This is a genomic window from Vibrio paucivorans (assembly GCF_054053395.1).
Window position 1 is genome coordinate 916,364 of the sequence record NZ_CM133230.1, and the last position, 18,227, is coordinate 934,590.

The 18,227-nt window shown below is 45.4% G+C and carries 11 protein-coding genes; 6 read left to right on the forward strand and 5 right to left on the reverse strand.

The window, feature by feature from the left end; all coding sequences use genetic code 11:
* Positions 1-146 precede the first annotated feature (146 nt).
* Positions 147-1,331, forward strand: coding sequence for a chemotaxis protein (locus ACXABW_RS04420; protein ID WP_265688438.1), 1,185 nt, complete (start codon positions 147-149; stop codon positions 1,329-1,331).
* A 63-nt stretch (positions 1,332-1,394) separates the two neighbouring features.
* On the opposite strand, the gene nhaC is transcribed toward ACXABW_RS04420, so the two are convergent.
* Positions 1,395-2,828, reverse strand: a complete 1,434-nt coding sequence (nhaC, locus tag ACXABW_RS04425) for a Na+/H+ antiporter NhaC (RefSeq protein WP_457524211.1) — start codon at positions 2,826-2,828, stop codon at positions 1,395-1,397.
* Positions 2,829-3,246: 418 nt separating this feature from the next.
* Here nhaC and asd point away from each other — a divergent pair, with 418 nt between their 5' ends.
* Entirely contained in the window at positions 3,247-4,362 is a 1,116-nt protein-coding gene (gene asd, locus ACXABW_RS04430; RefSeq protein ID WP_457524213.1) for an aspartate-semialdehyde dehydrogenase, read from the forward strand.
* 111 nt (positions 4,363-4,473) lie between these two features.
* A complete protein-coding gene (locus tag ACXABW_RS04435; protein ID WP_457524214.1) occupies positions 4,474-5,007 on the forward strand; it encodes a prepilin-type N-terminal cleavage/methylation domain-containing protein in 534 nt (177 codons plus the stop codon).
* Positions 5,008-5,036: 29 nt separating this feature from the next.
* On the opposite strand, the gene ACXABW_RS04440 is transcribed toward ACXABW_RS04435, so the two are convergent.
* Positions 5,037-5,894 carry an ion transporter gene (locus tag ACXABW_RS04440; protein ID WP_265688441.1) on the reverse strand — a complete coding sequence of 286 codons (858 nt, stop codon included), beginning with the start codon at positions 5,892-5,894 and terminating at the stop codon, positions 5,037-5,039.
* Positions 5,895-5,943: 49 nt separating this feature from the next.
* Positions 5,944-6,582 (reverse strand): YchE family NAAT transporter, encoded by a 639-nt coding sequence (locus tag ACXABW_RS04445; protein ID WP_252030002.1) that lies wholly within the window; start codon positions 6,580-6,582, stop codon positions 5,944-5,946.
* 683 nt (positions 6,583-7,265) lie between these two features.
* Here ACXABW_RS04445 and adhE point away from each other — a divergent pair.
* From adhE to ACXABW_RS04460, 3 genes are all read left to right on the forward strand, one after another.
* Positions 7,266-9,968: a bifunctional acetaldehyde-CoA/alcohol dehydrogenase gene (adhE, locus tag ACXABW_RS04450; RefSeq protein WP_252030004.1), complete on the forward strand. Its 2,703-nt coding sequence runs from the start codon at positions 7,266-7,268 to the stop codon at positions 9,966-9,968.
* 185 nt (positions 9,969-10,153) lie between these two features.
* Positions 10,154-10,543, forward strand: coding sequence for a glycine zipper family protein (locus ACXABW_RS04455; RefSeq protein ID WP_265688442.1), 390 nt, complete (start codon positions 10,154-10,156; stop codon positions 10,541-10,543).
* A 193-nt stretch (positions 10,544-10,736) separates the two neighbouring features.
* Positions 10,737-12,911, forward strand: a complete 2,175-nt coding sequence (locus ACXABW_RS04460; RefSeq protein ID WP_457524216.1) for a CHASE3 domain-containing protein — start codon at positions 10,737-10,739, stop codon at positions 12,909-12,911.
* Between the two features lie 95 nt (positions 12,912-13,006).
* On the opposite strand, the gene ACXABW_RS04465 is transcribed toward ACXABW_RS04460, so the two are convergent.
* Together ACXABW_RS04465 and rne are read right to left on the reverse strand one after the other, a co-directional pair.
* Complete coding sequence (locus ACXABW_RS04465) at positions 13,007-14,563, reverse strand: SulP family inorganic anion transporter (RefSeq protein ID WP_252030010.1); 1,557 nt, start codon at positions 14,561-14,563, stop codon at positions 13,007-13,009.
* A gap of 263 nt (positions 14,564-14,826) precedes the next feature.
* Positions 14,827-17,751 carry a ribonuclease E gene (gene rne / locus ACXABW_RS04470; protein ID WP_457524217.1) on the reverse strand — a complete coding sequence of 975 codons (2,925 nt, stop codon included), beginning with the start codon at positions 17,749-17,751 and terminating at the stop codon, positions 14,827-14,829.
* Positions 17,752-18,227: the final 476 nt, after the last annotated feature.

Sequence of the window (18,227 nt, forward strand, 5' to 3'; positions counted from 1 at the left end):
ATAGGCTTTAAAAACTAGCCCACTCACCAAGGGCTACTGACGCAATTTCTACTTAGATTAACTTGAACCAGTGCTTTGACTCTGAGTTCTGATTCTTACGGTCATTTCGGTATATTTAAAATCAATGAGCTAGGCTAGAGGTAAAAATGTTTCTCCGTCATTTCTATAAGGTACTCACGTTAATGGTTATCGTGAGTGTGAGTGGTTGTTCTTTGCTTGAGGTGAAGCTCGACAGCCAAACAACGCCTTTGACCAAACAAGAGTTGAATATGCGTATTTTGACGCGAGAGTATGCTCAGCTATTTTTTACTCAGGTCGAACAGTCTGCTGATGAAATTTCTGCTACGTACGATAGCCAAGATACCGTGCACCAATCCTATGTTCTGCTTTGGAAGATTAACGCAGAAGAGGGACTGCAAAGTGCCGCATATCAAGCCTCTCCAACAGCCGCGTTGATCGACAGCTGGGTATTTACTTACCAGATGGACCAGTTTTTCCAATCTGAAGCGGGCTCAACGCTCTTTTTAGGAGATTCAGCCCAAGCCACTTCTGCTCGTTTGCTAACAGAGATTGATGCATTGGCAAAGTCGCTGCTCAAAGGTGATGTGTATCGTTCAAGTAAAGAGTTTGTAGAGCAGTTTTCCTCTGAGCATCCATTTACAGATCTTACTTTCTTCCGCACGCCTGCTTACCGACCATGGCTAGCTCACAGTGGTATTGCGGAAGATGAAGCGGTGACGACTTTAGGGACTATGCCTGAAGCCATGGGCGATGTTTCTGACAGATTGAGCCTTGTATCTGAGCAAACACCAAAGATCATGACTTGGAAAGCCCAGCTGATCGCGATGAACAGCAGTGTCAGTGGTGAAGAGTTTACCGCAACGATGGAGAGTTTCCGTAAAACGTCAGAATCTTTCCAGGATTTTGTGGCGAACAATCCCGAATATATGCGTAATTTAGCCGAGCAAATGGCGATAGAGCTTCAACCTTTGGTTAATGATATCGACGCAAAAACGGATGCTAAGTTGGTTCAACTTAGTGGCGAACGTGCAGCGTTAGAAGCTATGGTTGCTCGTGAGCGAGCTGAACTGGTGGATATGATTGAACGAGAACGGAAAGCGATTGCGGTAATTGTCGCGACAGAGCGTGAGAAGTTCACTCAAGATATCGATAAAGTCTCGCAAGATGTGTTGACGTTAGCGATGGATAAGTTAGTCAGCTTGATTAAGAGTACTATCATCTACTTTGTCTTGTTTATCATTGCGATTTTCTTTGCTCCACTTGGCTTAGGCTACATGCTAGGTAAGCGGGCTGCAGTGAAAGCGAAGTAAACCTTAAACATGAAAAAGAGCGCCGAATAGGCGCTCTTTTTGTATCCATAACGCTATTGTCAATTAAGCGCTCTGCTTCTCTAACTGGACTTCTTCTTCAGCTGTTGCCTCTGCGGTTGGTTCGCACTTATCGACAAACCAGCCCATGTAAGAAGAGAGGATCGTGACGATGATACAAATAAAGCTTAACCACATGAATGGCGCGTACGAGAGTGTTGCGACACCCAAAATGCTTGCCATATAGATACCGTTATCACTCCAAGGCACCATTCCTGACGTGAGTGTGCCTCCAAACTCAGCATTTCGAGATAAGTTCTTGCGTTGGTACCCTAGACGATCGTAGTTCTTAGCACAGATTTTTGGCGTAAGAATGAGTGATACGTACATAGCCGAACCAAACACATTTCCCATGAAGGCTGTGCCAATTGTACTGGTAGCCAGTGAACCGGCGCTGTTGACTCTACGTTCGAACAACTTAGCGATAGTTTCAAGCACCCCAACTTTGTCTAGTAGTCCCCCGAAGCCTAAACCGAAAACAATAACGGCTACGGAACCCAGCATTGAGGACATGCCGCCACGATTAAGAATAGAATCAATAAACTCTACCCCTGATTCGATCGAGTAAGGTGCCCATGCCGTGTTGAAAGCACGCAAGAAATCGACATCTTGAATCATCACAGCCCAAATGATTCCCAGAAGAGAACCAAAACTGATGACAGGGAAAGAAAGCATACGCATCGCAAGCAAGCCAAGCACTATTAAGACCGGAACAAATGAATAAGGGGTGATATAAAATTGTTCTTCCATCGCATTAATCACCGACTGAACCTGAGACATATCGACATTGCCAGCGTAGTGGAAACCAAATGCGGTGAATAGAATCCCGGTGATGATGTAGCTGATCAATGCTATAGGCAGCATACCTTTGATGTGTTCAACCACTTCAACGTTCGACATAGATGAGGCGAGAATAACCGAATCAGACAGAGGAGACAGCTTGTCGCCAAAGTAACATCCTGACAGCACTGCACCTGCCGTTATCGGTGCAGGCACGCCGAGGCCTTGACCAATCCCCATCATCGCAATACCTGCAGTACCTGCTGCACCCCAAGAAGTACCTGTCGCAAGCGCTGTCAAAGAACAAATGATCATAGTCGCGAGTAGGAAAATTGACGGGTGGATTGCCTGTAGACCGTAATAGATGATAGTTGGAACAATACCGCCAGATATCCACGTACCAACCAAGGCACCAACCGCCAGCAGAATCAGTACCGCACCTAGGCCGTTGGAAATACCGTTCAAGGCGGCTTGTTCTAATTGTTTATAGCTGTGCCCAAGGCGAGCGCCGAGTAACATGATGATGAACCAGCCAATATATAACGCGAGCTGAATGGGAAGATCGAGCTTGGCTGTGAATGAAAACGCCAATAATAGAAACAAGCCAAGCGAAACAATCACTTGCAGCAAGTTAGGTAAACGAGGAGTAATGTGCTTCATAAGAGCCTCATATCCGATTGAAATATTGTGAACACTACCGTGCTCATCAGGATGTGAGGTGTACTTTACAGTGCTTGGAATAATATATCGATAAATCCTCACTCTATTGTGATTGTCGTCTGTGTAAACGTTTGTATTTAGTTTATTGTTTTATTTTTGGTTAATATTAATAGTTTGAAATGTTTTGTAATGTAAAATTTATGTGTCACAGGTGGTTTTGAAGAGCTTAATGGTGAGTAAAAAGCGGATTCATCCTTGGAAATATCGACTTATTCGCCTTTCAAGCAAAATGGACAGGCAATAACTCGAAATTAGAAAGAAAAAGTTACGAGTTAGGGCATTTTTTGCTTGAGATTTTGTGTAGAAAATTGAAGTATGGAGGAAGTCGTTTTTTAAAGAATACACGGAGAGTAATGTGATGAGAGTAGGTTTAGTTGGTTGGCGCGGTATGGTTGGTTCCGTATTGATGCAACGTATGGTTGAAGAGAAAGACTTTGATCTTATCGAACCCGTATTTTACAGCACCTCTCAAGTAGGTATTCCTGCGCCTAGCCTTGGTAAAGATGCGGGTATGCTTCAAGATGCATTTGACATCGAAAGCTTAAAGCAGTTGGATGCTGTGATTACATGTCAGGGCGGTGGATACACTGAAAAAGTGTATCCAGCACTGCGCCAAGCTGGCTGGAAAGGTTACTGGATTGATGCAGCGTCAACACTTCGTATGGATAAAGACTCCATTATCACGCTTGACCCTGTTAACTTAGCGCAAATCCAACAAGGCATTCATTCCGGAACCAACACTTTCGTTGGTGGTAACTGTACAGTGAGCTTGATGCTGATGGCACTTGGCGGCCTATACGAAAAAGGTATGGTTGAGTGGATGAGTGCAATGACGTACCAAGCCGCATCGGGTGCAGGTGCGAAAAACATGCGTGAGCTTATCTCTCAGATGGGTGTTGTGAATGACTGTGTAAGCTCTGAGCTAGCTAATCCTGCAAGCTCTATCCTAGATATCGATAAAAAAGTTGCCGACACGATTCGTTCATCTTCTTTCCCAACCGATCAATTTGGTGCACCTCTAGCTGGTTCATTGATTCCTTGGATCGATGTGAAGCGTGAAAATGGCCAAAGCAAAGAAGAATGGAAAGCCGGCGTCGAAGCAAACAAAATTCTTGGTCTAGATGGTCAGCCTATTCCGATCGATGGTACATGTGTTCGAATTGGTGCAATGCGCTGTCACGCTCAAGCTCTCACCATTAAGCTGAAGCAGAATGTACCAATGGATGAGATCGAAGAGATCATCGCAACGCACAACGATTGGGTGAAAGTGATTCCGAACGATCGTGATATTACTGCTCAAGAGCTTACTCCAGCGAAAGTTACGGGCACTATGTCTGTACCAGTAGGGCGACTACGTAAGATGTCTATGGGTGATGACTTCCTCAATGCCTTTACTGTTGGTGACCAACTGCTATGGGGTGCTGCTGAACCACTGCGTCGTACGCTACGCATCATTTTGGCAGAAAAGCAGTAACTGCTAGTAAGAAAACTCTGAAAAGCGCCAAATAAGGCGCTTTTTTATATCCCGCCAATTTGTTGAACCGTATTCATATAACCTGTCGCTCTGTTATTAGGCGAGGTAGGTATGATGAAAGGTGAGTCGGGCTTTACTCTTATTGAATTGGTCGTTGTGATTGTGATTTTGGGTGTTTTGTCTGTGGTCGCGGCACCGAGGTTTCTTAACTTCAACCATGATGCAAAAGCCGCAGTCATAGAGGGTATGAAAGGGTCAGTTGATGCTGCCGCTCAACTTGCGTACTCACGTGCCGCGATAGACAACGAAGAAAATAATCCGAGTTATCACATTGAAGTGGGGGATAAAAGCGGCCACGTCGCCTTTGGTTACCCAACGGTAGAACGGGGTGGGATGGAAAACTTTCTCAATGCCGAAAGTGGTTACCATGACCTAGACGCAGAGTGGACTTGGGCGGCATACAATAGTGGTGGAAGCGTATCCGATCCAGACTATTGGCTGGTGACGCAATCGAAGTTTATTGCGAATTATACGGGCTCCGACTTTAACAGTGCGATTGAGGATAGTGGTTGCTATGTTAAGTACACCGCTTCGATGGAGCAAGGGGCGTCATTCGAAACTCAAGCATATACTGACGGTTGTTAGCCTTCATTAATTGACTATAAAGCGCTCCTTTAAGGAGCGTTTTGTGTTTCATCAACTGGGACGACTCTTTGATCGGGATCGGCCAGTTCACTACCGCAATGCTTACAAAAAGTGGCATCGGCTTCGTGCCCTGATTTCGAACAATTTGGGCATTTTACTAGCTGTCGATGAGAGTTCATCTCTTGGTTGAGTTCTGCGGTTATGATACCGGTGGGAACTGCAAGAATGGAGTAACCAAGAAGCATGGTCATAGAAGCGATTGCCTGACCAAATGGGGTCTTGGGTACCAAATCTCCGTAGCCTACAGTCGTAATTGTTACAATCGCCCAATAGATACTTTGAGGGATGCTAGTAAAGCCGTGCTCAGGCCCTTCAATCACATAAATAAGGGCGCCAAAAATGGTGACTAAAATCGCAACCGTGCTGAAGAAGATGAATATCTTGCGTCGCGCCATCAGTAATGAACGCAGTAAAATATTAGAGTCTTGTAGGTAACGCACCAACTTTAGGATTCGGAAGATACGCATTACACGTAGCAGACGGATCACACCCATAAACGAAGCGGATGGGAAGAAGAAGGCCAAATAAGTTGGCAAGATGGCCAACAGATCCACGACGCCATAAAAGCTTTTGGCGTAAGCCTTCGGTTTCGGTGAGCAATAAAGCCTCAGTATGTATTCGAGTGTGAAGAGTAACGTAAAAGAGTATTCGAAGTAGCGCAGTACCGATGCCCATTTCGGGCCAATGGATGGAATTGACTCAAGTACTAGCACCACCAGAGAGCTGATGATCGCGATGATCAAAGCGATGTCAAAAATCCGGCCCGCACGAGTGTGCGTTCCAAAAATAATGACGTATAAGTGATGCTTAAGGGAGTTTCTTGGCATGATAAAGCGACCTATTTGCTAAGTCGCCCTATCATACCAGAATGATTGATTACGCCAATCCTGGAAAGAGGTTGCGTAGGCCGTTAGCGATGAACTCAATCCCCAGGGCACCCAAAATTAGACCCATGATACGAGTAATCACGTTGATGCCTGTTTGTCCTAAGAAACGAACGATGAGTGGTGCCGAGCGAAATAGCAGCCAAGAGCACAAACAAAATAGGCTAACGGTCACGATAATTCCTACGGTATCCATCATGCTTGGGTAGCGCGCGCCATAGACTATTGTTGAACTTATCGCGCCTGGGCCGGCCATCAGGGGCATGGCTAGTGGCACCACACCGATTTGCTCTCGGCTGACGTATTCTGACTTTTCTTGCTTGTTCTGTTTATCCTCACCCAGCTTACCGCTCATCATTGAGAAAGCGATGCTAAGTAGCAATAAACCACCTGCGACTCGAAATGAGTCTAAGGAAATGCTGAACATATCGAGCAACATTTGCCCCGCAAGTAGAGAAATAATCAAAATGATGGCCACAGCGACATTCGCTGTAGTGGCTGTCTTTCGTTTCTCTTCTACGGTCATATGTCCAGTGAGTGATACGAATACTGGCATGATGCCAACTGGGTTTACCGCAGCGACTAAGCCAAGAAAGAACTGTAGAAAGATAGCTAACTCGAAGGTTTGCATAGCGTTGATCTCAAAAACATCACACAAGTGAAATTAATAAAAAGTAGCCTGATTGTTTCAAACTTCAAGTGGTTGAGAAAGAACCGCTGAGAGTGAAACATCGCTAATGTAAGCGAAAGGAATCAATAACTCGAATGAAAAAAACTAACTTGTTGAGTATTTCATTACTGAGAAAAACTAATCATTCACTCTCTTAGGAGCGATCCAGATACCAATTGTTACGTATTATGAGTAGAACAGATTCTAAGGATTGTATAACTGTTAACATTCGCACATTTCCCATAAAAACAATGAAGGGGTCTAGAGCAAAATGTCAGTTTGGATATACTCTCAGTAGCACAAGGATTGCGGACTACATGTAATTTTGTAGTCTAAAAATGAAACTTTTTTACAGATTATTGCTAATTCTAAAATTTAATAGTCTGACTGCGTCTTTTTTGTTCGAAGTGTAATTGTGACTTAAATTGTTATTTATCAGTGGTTTGTGGTGTATTTTGTGATTAACTTACCACTTATGGGGTAAATAATATTTGAGAACTGATCTGGGTCAATTTTTTTCACAGAATGAAATAATATACTCAGCCCTGAAAGCAATTTACTAAGACATCTGTTTTCAACGCACTAGAGCAACAGTGACCTTAATAAAAAGTTTTTAATATTTTATTATTTTTAGGAGATCCACTATGCCTGTAACTAATTTGGCTGAACTAGATGCACTAGTCGCACGCGTTCAAGCAGCTCAAGCTGAGTTTGCTACTTTTTCTCAAGAGAAAGTCGACGCAATCTTCCGCGCAGCTTCTCTAGCAGCTAACCAAGCTCGTATCCCGCTAGCTCAACAAGCGGTAGCAGAGTCTGGCATGGGTATTGTTGAAGATAAGGTAATCAAAAACCACTTCGCTTCAGAATTTATCTACAACAAGTACAAAGACGAAAAAACGTGTGGTGTTCTAGAAGAAGACGATAACCTAGGCACTATGACTATCGCAGAACCTGTAGGTATCATCTGTGGTATCGTACCAACGACTAACCCAACATCTACAGCAATCTTCAAATCTCTAATTTCTCTTAAAACTCGTAACGGCATCATCTTCTCGCCACACCCACGTGCGAAAAACTCTACTAACGATGCAGCGAAACTGGTTCTAGATGCAGCAGTAGCAGCGGGTGCACCAAAAGACATCATCGGTTGGATTGACCAACCATCTGTAGAGCTTTCTAATGCTCTTATGAAGCACGATGGCATTGCTCTTATCCTTGCAACTGGTGGTCCAGGCATGGTTAAAGCAGCATACTCTTCTGGTAAGCCAGCAATCGGTGTAGGTGCAGGTAACGTTCCTGTTGTTATCGATGAAACAGCTGACATCAAACGTGCAGTTGCTTCTATCCTAATGTCTAAGACTTTCGATAACGGTGTTGTATGTGCTTCTGAGCAAGCAGCAATCGTTGTTGATTCTGTGTACGATGAAGTGAAAGAGCGTTTTGCTTCTCACAAAGCTTACGTATTGAGCAAAGCTGAAGCAGAGAAAGTACGTAAAGTACTGCTAATCGACGGCAACCTAAACGCGAAAATCGTAGGTCAGCCAGCGCCAGCAATCGCTGAAATGGCAGGCGTTAAAGTTCCAGCTGATACTAAAGTTCTTGTTGGTGAAGGCATTGGTAAAGTGTCTTACGACGACGAATTTGCTCACGAGAAACTATCTCCAACTCTAGGTCTATTCCGCGCAGACGACTTCGAAGACGCAGTTGCTCAAGCGGTAACTATGGTTGAAATCGGTGGTATCGGTCACACATCTGGTCTTTACACTAACCAAGACGTAAACGCAGACCGTATCCGTTACTTCGGTGACAAGATGAAGACTGCACGTATTCTTGTAAACATCCCAACTACTCACGGTGGTATCGGTGACCTTTACAACTTCAACGTAGCTCCTTCTCTAACTCTAGGTTGTGGTTCATGGGGTGGTAACTCTATCTCTGAGAACGTAGGTCCTAAGCACCTTATCAACAAGAAAACTGTAGCTAAGCGAGCTGAAAACATGTTGTGGCACAAACTACCTAAGTCTATCTACTTCCGTCGTGGTAGCCTTCCAATCGCAATGAGCGACCTAGAAGGTAAGAAACGCGCATTCCTAGTAACTGACCGTTTCCTATTCAACAACGGTTACGCTGATGAAGTAGTTAAACTGCTGAAAGAGCAAGGCATCGAAGTTCAAACATTCTTCGACGTAGAAGCGGATCCAACACTGTCTGTTGTTGAGAAAGGTGCAGAAGCAATGAAGAGCTTCCAACCTGACGTAATCCTTGCTCTAGGTGGTGGTTCACCAATGGACGCTGCGAAGATCATGTGGGTAATGTACGAGCACCCAGACACTCACTTCGAAGAACTAGCAATGCGCTTTATGGACATCCGTAAACGTATCTACAAGTTCCCTAAAATGGGTAAGAAAGCTGAGCTTGTATGTATCACTACCACTTCAGGTACTGGTTCAGAAGTTACTCCATTCGCGGTTGTTACTGACGACAAGACTGGTGCTAAATACCCACTAGCTGACTACGAAATCACGCCAAACATGGCTATCGTCGATGCTAACCTAGTAATGAACATGCCTAAGTCTCTAACAGCATTCGGTGGTTACGATGCAGTAACTCACGCTCTAGAAGCATACGTGTCTGTTCTTGCTAACGAGTACTCTGACGGTCAAGCTCTACAAGCACTTAAGATGCTTAAAGAGTACCTACCTTCAAGCTACGCGAACGGTGCAAATGACCCAATCGCTCGTGAGAAAGTACACAACGCCGCAACTATCGCTGGTATCGCGTTTGCGAACGCATTCCTAGGTGTTTGTCACTCTATGGCGCACAAGATTGGTGCTGAGTTCCACTTACCACACGGTTTGGCGAACGCACTACTAATCTCTAACGTTGTACGTTACAACGCGAACGATAACCCAACTAAGCAGACTGCATTCTCTCAATACGACCGTCCACAAGCACGTCGTCGTTACGCTGAGGTTGCTGACCACCTAGGCCTAAGCCAAGAAGGTGACCGCACTGCTCAGAAGATTGAGCGTCTACTAGCATGGTTGGACGAGCTGAAAGGCGACCTAGACATTCCTAAGTCAATCAAAGAAGCAGGTGTTTCTGAAGCTGACTTTGTAGCGAAACTAGATGAGCTAGCGGTAGAAGCGTTTGATGACCAATGTACTGGTGCGAACCCTCGTTACCCTCTAATCACTGAGCTGAAAGAAGTACTACTAGCTTCTTACTACGGTAAAGCATTCGTTGAAGGTGAAACTTTCGAAGGCACGACTGTAATCAAGAAGAAAGCAGACCAAAAGCCAGCTGAAGCGCCTAAAAAGGCAAAAAAAGAGAAAGCTGAAGCGTAATAGTAAGGTTTAGTTTGAGATAGATTTTCGCTAGCACGAACAATCTACATCGGGAAATATGACAAGCCCCAGCCGAAAGGTTGGGGCTTTTTTTATTTGGAATAAGGGATATTCCACAAAACCCCGATATCATTGATAGTTTAGTCAGAACTTATTCTTTCTCTTACTTAGTTTGGTTCTGCGATATGAAAAAATACACTGCAATTGCACTGACACTTCTTTTGGCTACTCCAGCACATGCGAAGCTCATCATTGATAAGCAAGGTGTCGATGAAAAAGACTATATTTACGACATGCATCAATGCGAGGAGTTAGCGAACCAGGTTGAAAAAGATAGCCGCTCTCGAGGTGCAGTAGGCGGTGCGGTCAAAGGTGCTGCGATTGGTTCGGCTGGTAAAGCAATTGCAGGTGGTTCGGGCTCTGAAGGTGCAAAACAGGGCGCAGCAGTTGGCTTAGCCGCGGGAGTGGTAGGTGGCAGCAGAGACCGCAGAAAAAACACTGAAAATTATGAACAGGAAAGACAAACAGTGCTTAGAAACTGTATGACTAATCGAGGGTATCAAGTTCTTAACTAGAATCTATAAAGCAATAAAAAGGGGCGTGTATACGCCCCTTTTTTGTAGGCATCACAGGTTGCAGTGCTCAATTTACATCACTGAATAACCAGCAAACCATAATGTACGGGAGTCGATAAATAAATTAATTACGTCTATACCTATAGATGAACTGCATTGCATAAAAATAACAATGGTTGGCAAGGACATCGCGATGAAATTTAAAAACATCCCATTGAGATTCAAACTAGCGTTAGGGACAGGGACGCCGATGCTATTGCTAGTGTTTCTGGCGTTCATAGCCATCACAAGTTCGCGCTCGCAAGTGCAGACCAATGCTATGGTCGACCATACCCACAAAGTGATTCAACAGGCTAAACAAATCGAAGCGGCTGCAGTGGATATGGAAACCGGTATGCGTGGCTTTTTACTCGCGGGTAAAGAGGATTTCCTAGAGCCATATATTCAAGGGCAACAAAGATTCTCAGTATTAGTCTCTGAGCTAAAAACAACCGTCAGTGACAATCCGACGCAGGTTAAAAGGCTTGGTGAAATAGAGCAAACGATAAATGACTGGTTAGCTAACGTTACGGAGCCCGTTATCCAATTACGGAGAGAGATTGGCCATGCTAAGACGATGGATGATGTATCAGACTTAATTGCAGAGGCTCGTGGCAAAGTGTTTTTCGATAAATTCCGAAGCCAAATTACTTTGTTTACGGAGCGAGAAGAAAAATTACTCGCAGAGAGGCAGGCGGTCAATCGTAGTAAGTTTGACGACAGCGTACTGACGTTGGTCACTCTCAATGAGCAGGGGTATTTAGATAAGCCGGATAGCGAAGCACTTATGAACTCATTCTCTGAGCTCAGCAGCGCCACGGATTGGGTTAACCACACCTACAAGGTCATGGCATCGGCACAGGATGTGTTAGCTGCTGCAGTCGACATGGAAACTGGTATGAGAGGGTATCTACTGGCTGGTAGGGAAGAGTTTTTAGAGCCTTATCGTCATGGTAGCAGCCGATTCAAACAATTGGTGGCAGAGCTTAAGCAAACTGTGGGCGATAACCCGCAACAAGTCACACTACTAGAGGAAATGAATACCACCATCTCATCCTGGCAAGCGGATGTTGTGGATCCTATGCTCACGCTCCGCCGCGAAATCGGTGATTCTAAAACGATGAACGATATGGCGAAGCTTGTAGGTGAAGCTCGCGGTAAAGTTTACTTTGACAGGTTCCGAGGTCAAATATCTGAGTTTGTTGCAATGGAAGATGAGCTGATGGTCGAAAGGCAAGCTGCGGCGGTTGGAGCTGCGAAAACGGCTGAAACGACCATCATGTTGGGAACGTTGCTCGCCATTGCACTTGGAGTCGGCATATCTTGGGTAGTACTAAGAGCAATCACTGAACCTGTTAAACAGGTAGCTATCGGCTTGGAAAGCTTAGCTAAGGGCGACTTAACTAATACATTGGATATTGATTCCAAGGATGAGCTTGGTGCGATGGCCGCGAGTTATAACCAAGCAGTTGAAAAAACCAATAGAGCAATTCTGGAGGTACTTCAGACAACCGATGAAGTTGTCGATGGTTCGATGGCCATCAGTCAGGCAAACACTCATATGTCTCAAGAGCTTGGAGTGCAATCTGAGAAGATTGCCCAAATATCTTCATCGATAGAGCAGATGAGCCATAGTATTCAGGAAGTTGCCGCTAAATCGTCAGAAGCGACTGCGAACGCGCAAGAAGCTGGTGTCACGGCAAACTCGGGAGGGAAAGTTGTACAAAACACTATTGAAGGGATGAACTCGATTAATGAAGCAGTAACGGCGTCGTCCAATAGTGTCTCGGAGCTGGGTAAACGTGGGGCAGAAATTGGTGAGATTATTAATGTGATCAAAGAAATCGCCGAGCAAACTAACCTGCTTGCATTGAACGCTGCTATTGAAGCCGCAAGAGCCGGTGAAGCTGGGCGAGGGTTTGCAGTAGTGGCTGATGAGGTAAGAGCACTAGCAGATAGAACAACTACTGCCACAGAGGAGATCGGGCAGTCTATCGTGGCTATTCAAAATGAAACGACGCAAGCAGTGGAACGTATGAAGGTAGGGGCGGAACAAGTTTCAGAAGGTTTGGCGTTAGTGAAAAAGGCGGGAGTGAGCCTAGATGAGATTGTAGACGGCGCACAAAATGTCGCGAATATGATCGACAGTATTGCGGCCGCAGCGGAAGAGCAGTCGGTAGCCAGTGGCGAAGTATCGAAAAATGTCGAAAGCGTTTCTGAGGTATCGATGCTTGCAAATGAACAAGCCAACTTAGCGGCTAATTCAGCGAAAACACTCGAGCACAAAGCGGATGCGTTGAAGCGTTTAGTCAATCAATTCAAGGTGTGAACCCAGCTACCGAAGTGGGGTTGAGCTGTAAGTGGAAAGGAATAAAAAAAGGGCTTGAATCCAATTGGATTCAAGCCCTTTGAATATGGTTTCCGTTAAGCTAATACGTCAGTTGCGACTTTGTAGCTTGGGTCTTCTTTTACGTTGATTTCGACTAGGCTACCTGCTTTATCAAGCAACTTACGGCAGTCTGGACTTAGATGTCGAAGGTGAAGGGTTTTCCCTTGAGCCGAGTAGCGCTCTGCGAGAGTTTCAATAGCTTCGATTGCTGAATGGTCGGTAACACGAGAGTCCGCAAAGTCGACGATAACATCGCTTGGATCTTCATGTGCGTCGAAGATCTCTAGGAAGTTGGCAACCGAGCCAAAAAAGACTGGGCCGTGAATTTTGTATTCCTTTGAGCCTTCCTCATTGATGTTAGTGTCTGCGTAGATGTGCTTGGCATGTTGCCACGCGAACATCAATGCTGACGCGATAACACCGACGAAAACTGCGATAGCAAGGTCGGTTAGTACAGTGACTACCGTCACCAACACAATCACAAAGAAGTCTTGTTTAGGTACGCGGCGTGCCAGCTTGAACGTCGCCCATTCAAATGTACCGATGACCACCATAAACATAACACCCACAAGTGCGGCTAGTGGGATCATTTCAATCAGTGAAGACGCAAACAAGATGAACATCAGTAGCGCGATCGCTGCAACAATGCCTGAAAGGCGACCACGGCCACCAGAGTTTACGTTGATCATAGATTGGCCAATCATCGCACAACCACCCATTGCACCAAACACTGAACAAGTCATGTTCGCCATACCTTGCCCCACACATTCGCGGTTAGATTGACCACGAGTGTTTGTCATTTCGTCAAGTACAGTTAGTGTTAGCAGTGATTCTATCAGACCGATTGCAGCAAGAATAATCGCGTACGGTAGGATGATTTGCAGAGTTTCCAGCGTAAATGGTACTGATGGGATTGAGAATGTCGGTAGAGAGCCAGCAAGAGTAGCGGCTTCGTCACCAGACATTGTGCGTAGGAAATCAACAACAGTGCGAGTTTCAAGGTCCAAACCAACTACTAATCCGGTGACGGTCACTATTGCTACTAGTGATGAAGGTACGGCAGTCGTGAACTTAGGCAAGAAATGAATGATCGCCATAGTTAGACCAACTAAGCCTAGCATCAGTGCCATTTGATCGGTTGGTAGCCAGGTTAGAGCACCCGTTAAATCTGGCGCTTTAAACTGACCGAGCTGTGCAAGGAAAATAACAATCGCGAGTCCGTTAACGAAACCAATCATAACGGGGTGAGGAACGATACGAATGAACTTACCTAGCTTGAATAGGCCAGCTGCAACCTGAAGGATACCTGCCAACATAATAGCTGCAAATAGATACTGAACCCCGTGAGTCGCGACGAGTGATACCATAACAACAGCCATTGCGCCTGTTGCGCCGGAGATCATACCTGGACGACCGCCGAAAATGGAAGTAATGAGGCCAACGATAAAGGCTGCATAAAGGCCAACCATCGGGTCGACGCCAGCGACGAACGCGAATGCAACGGCTTCAGGTACCAGAGCGAGCGCTACTGTTAAACCTGACAGCACGTCATTTTTTACAGAGTGCTTAGAAAATTGTGGGAATTCAAACATGTTTGCTCAGTATTAGCGGATGTTAGTTTTATTCTAGATGATGATTTCAACAAGCTGAGCAAAATGCATTGTAAAAGAGCAGCGTATAGAATCTCATCATTTAGAGCGAGTCGGCGAATGCTACCGAAAAGTGTGATTAAGTTCAATAATGAACCGGGGCTTGAACAATATTTGTGAGCAATATTTTTGTTGGTGATATAAAAAGGGCCGCTAAATAGCAGCCCTTTCGTTACATTGTTAGTTATGTACAACTAACAGGAATTTTAATAACCAACAGGTTTGGCCATTGCTGCGCCTGCTTGGCTGCGAGCCACTTGACTACCAGCACCTTTTGGCTGGTAACGCTCAGCGCGGAAAGGTGCAGCAACAACAGCGATCTCTTTCAGTTCCTGCGGTCCAGGTGCTTTTGCCATTGGAGCAGACGCTTGAGATTTAATTGCTTTTGGCAAACTAATCTCAGATGCTACAACGTTCGTCGGCTTGCTCTCTGGGGCAGTTTCAACAGGTGTTTTTGCTGCCGCTACTGGTTCTTGTGGTGCTTCAACCACAGGAGCTTGTTCAGTAGTCGTTACTTGTTCAACTGCTGGCGCTTCGCTTTTCACTTCTACCGATTCAACAACGGCAACGTCACGGCGAATAATCACTTTACCCATTGCCATTTCTGGACAAGCAAAGCCGCCTAGAGTTGCTACAGAAGCTACAGTTTCTACTGATTTCTCAGTGGATTGCTCCTCACGCTTTGGTTTTTGATTCGGCTTCGCTAAATCATAACGAGGGATCACTTTACCCATCGCCATTTCTGGTGAAGCAACCCCACCTTTGCGTAGACGGAATGGGTTAGGGCGACGATCGCGACCACGACGGCGACGCTGACCACTTGCACGAAGGTGGCGTGGAGAGCGACGGTTACGACGCTGCTTCGGCTCTTCCTTTTCACCAGCCTCTGCTGACGGTTGAGCTGCAACCTCTTGTGCAACTTGTTCAGCTTTCGCTACATTTGCTTCTTCGCTTGCCTTTTGATCTTTCACTCGAACTTGCTTGTTCAGCTTACGGCGTTGGCGACGCTCTTTCACTTTAACCGCTTTCTCTTCTGGTTGAGACTCAGCTTTAGTGTTTTGAGCTTCAGCTGCTAGCTGCTGGCCTTGTTCTGCCAACTGGTTCGCTTTAGCATCATCACGCTTATTACGGCGATCTTGCTTAGGCTTACGGTTTTGCTGTCTGCGTTCTTGCTTGTTCTCTGAACTTTCTGCAACTTGCTCATCGCGAGGGTTTTTACGCTTGTTACCACGCTCGTTGCGCTCGTTGCGCTCATTACGATTGTCGCGGTCATTGCGGTTACCACGATTGTTGCGGCGGCGTTGATCATTGCGATTACGGCGTTGGCGATTGTTTCGATTTGATTTAGGCTTTTCTTCAGGTTGTTCTTCTTTCTTCGGTTCTTCTGGTGAACCGAATAGGAAGCTACCTATTGCCTTGAACAGTCGACTAATCACACCAGGCTGATTCTCTTCAGCTTTTGATGCTTCCGGTTCCGCCGCTTTAGGCGCTGGAGTTGGCGCTGGCGTCGGAGCTGATTGAGCCGGTGCAGCAAAACCTTTGAGCGCAGGTTCTTCTAGCTTGCGAGGCTTAGCTTCAACTTCAACTGGCTCACGACCTTCCGCTTCTTTCATTGCTTCCAGTTTGTTTGGAAGAAGGTAAGACAACAAGTCAAACTCTTCACCTTCACGAACACGGATAACCTCGAAATGCGGAGTTTCCATATCTGAGTTAGGAACAACAGTGATCTTAACTTCTTGAATACGCTCGATGTGGTTTACAGAGCGACGTTTTTCGTTCAATAGGTAAGAGGCAATCGGCACTGGTACTACAGCCAGTACTTGAGACGTATTGTCTTTTAGTGCTTCTTCTTCAATTAAGCGAAGAACAGATAGAGCCAATGATTCGTTATCACGTACAACACCAGTGCCCGTACAACGAGGACAAATATGGTGGCTTGCCTCTGCTAGAGATGGGCTCAGGCGTTGGCGAGACATTTCTAGTAGACCAAAACGCGAGATTCGACCGATCTGAACACGTGCTCTATCTAGGCGCACAGCATCACGTAAGCGGTTTTCCACTTCACGTTGGTGGCGTACCGGCGTCATATCGATAAAGTCGATAACAACTAAACCACCTAGGTCACGTAGTCGCAATTGACGAGCAATCTCGTCGGCAGCTTCTAGGTTGGTGTTTAGTGCTGTTTCTTCGATATCTCCACCTTTCGTTGCGCGAGCAGAGTTGATATCGATAGAAGTCAGTGCTTCTGTTGGGTCAATAACAATTGAGCCGCCTGATGGTAAGCGAACTTCACGTTGGAAGGCTGACTCGATCTGGCTTTCAATTTGGTAGTGACTGAAAAGAGGCACTTCGCCATCGTACTTCTTAACTCGGTTAACAAAATCTGGACGTACCAAGCGGATGTGCTCAAGTGCGCGTTCATAGATAGTGTTACTATCGATAAGAATTTCACCAATGTCGCGACGTAAGTAATCACGAATTGCGCGAACAATTACGTTACTTTCTTGGTGAATTAGGAAAGGTGCTGGGTTGGAATCAGACGCTTGCTTAATTGCACCCCAGTGGTTGAGTAGAACATTTAAATCCCACTCCAACTCTTCTGCGCTTTTACCTACTCCTGCAGTGCGGACAATCAGGCCCATACCTTGTGGTAGCTCTAAAGTGCTAAGAGCTGCTTTCAGCTGAGTACGCTCGTCACCTTCAATACGACGAGAAATACCGCCCGCGCGTGGGTTATTTGGCATTAATACCAAGTAACTTCCTGCAAGCGAAATAAATGTCGTTAATGCTGCCCCTTTGCTGCCACGCTCTTCTTTCTCAACTTGTACAATGACTTCCTGACCTTCGGTTAGGACTTCTTTGATACTTGGTCGACCTTGGTAGGTATAACCTTCTGGGAAATATTCGCGAGCAATTTCTTTTAGGGGAAGGAAACCGTGTCGTTCTGCTCCGTAATCAACGAAAGCAGCTTCTAGACTTGGTTCAATGCGAGTGATACGTCCTTTGTAGATATTCGCTTTTTTAGATTCGTGACCTGGACTTTCGATATCTAAATCGAACAGTCGCTGGCCATCGACCAAAGCGACACGCAACTCTTCTTTTTGAGTTGCGTTGATTAACATTCTTTTCATTTAAAAAATCTCGTTATCTTTTCTTTTGTTTTAATTTCTCTTGTTGCTTTTAGTCGTCATCACGGTGTCAGATCCCATGGCTAAATCGGTGCAGCCTCCCGGCTGGAGGGGATGCTCTATGGACACTTCAGTCTTCACAAACGCAGTTTTCAAAGGAAAACGATACTGGGCTTGTGCTCCGCAAGCTGGCGGAGAATACTCAACATGAACAGACGATGAGTAGAGCAACAAGATGACTCAGCTCGACAATGTCTTACGCCGTTTGCGGCATCGCGATACTAAGTGGTCTACTCATTATTTTTTGCTCCATCGCATTTAATGTTGGCTAAATATCAGCCAAAATGCGCATTGCAGCTGTGAACTATAGCAGTGCATTGAAATATCAGCAATCTGCTTTGTTATAAACAGAATAAAAAAAACGAACCAAGTTATGCGGTGTGAGTTCTATCTATCTGTTTTTTCGATTGAATTCTTAG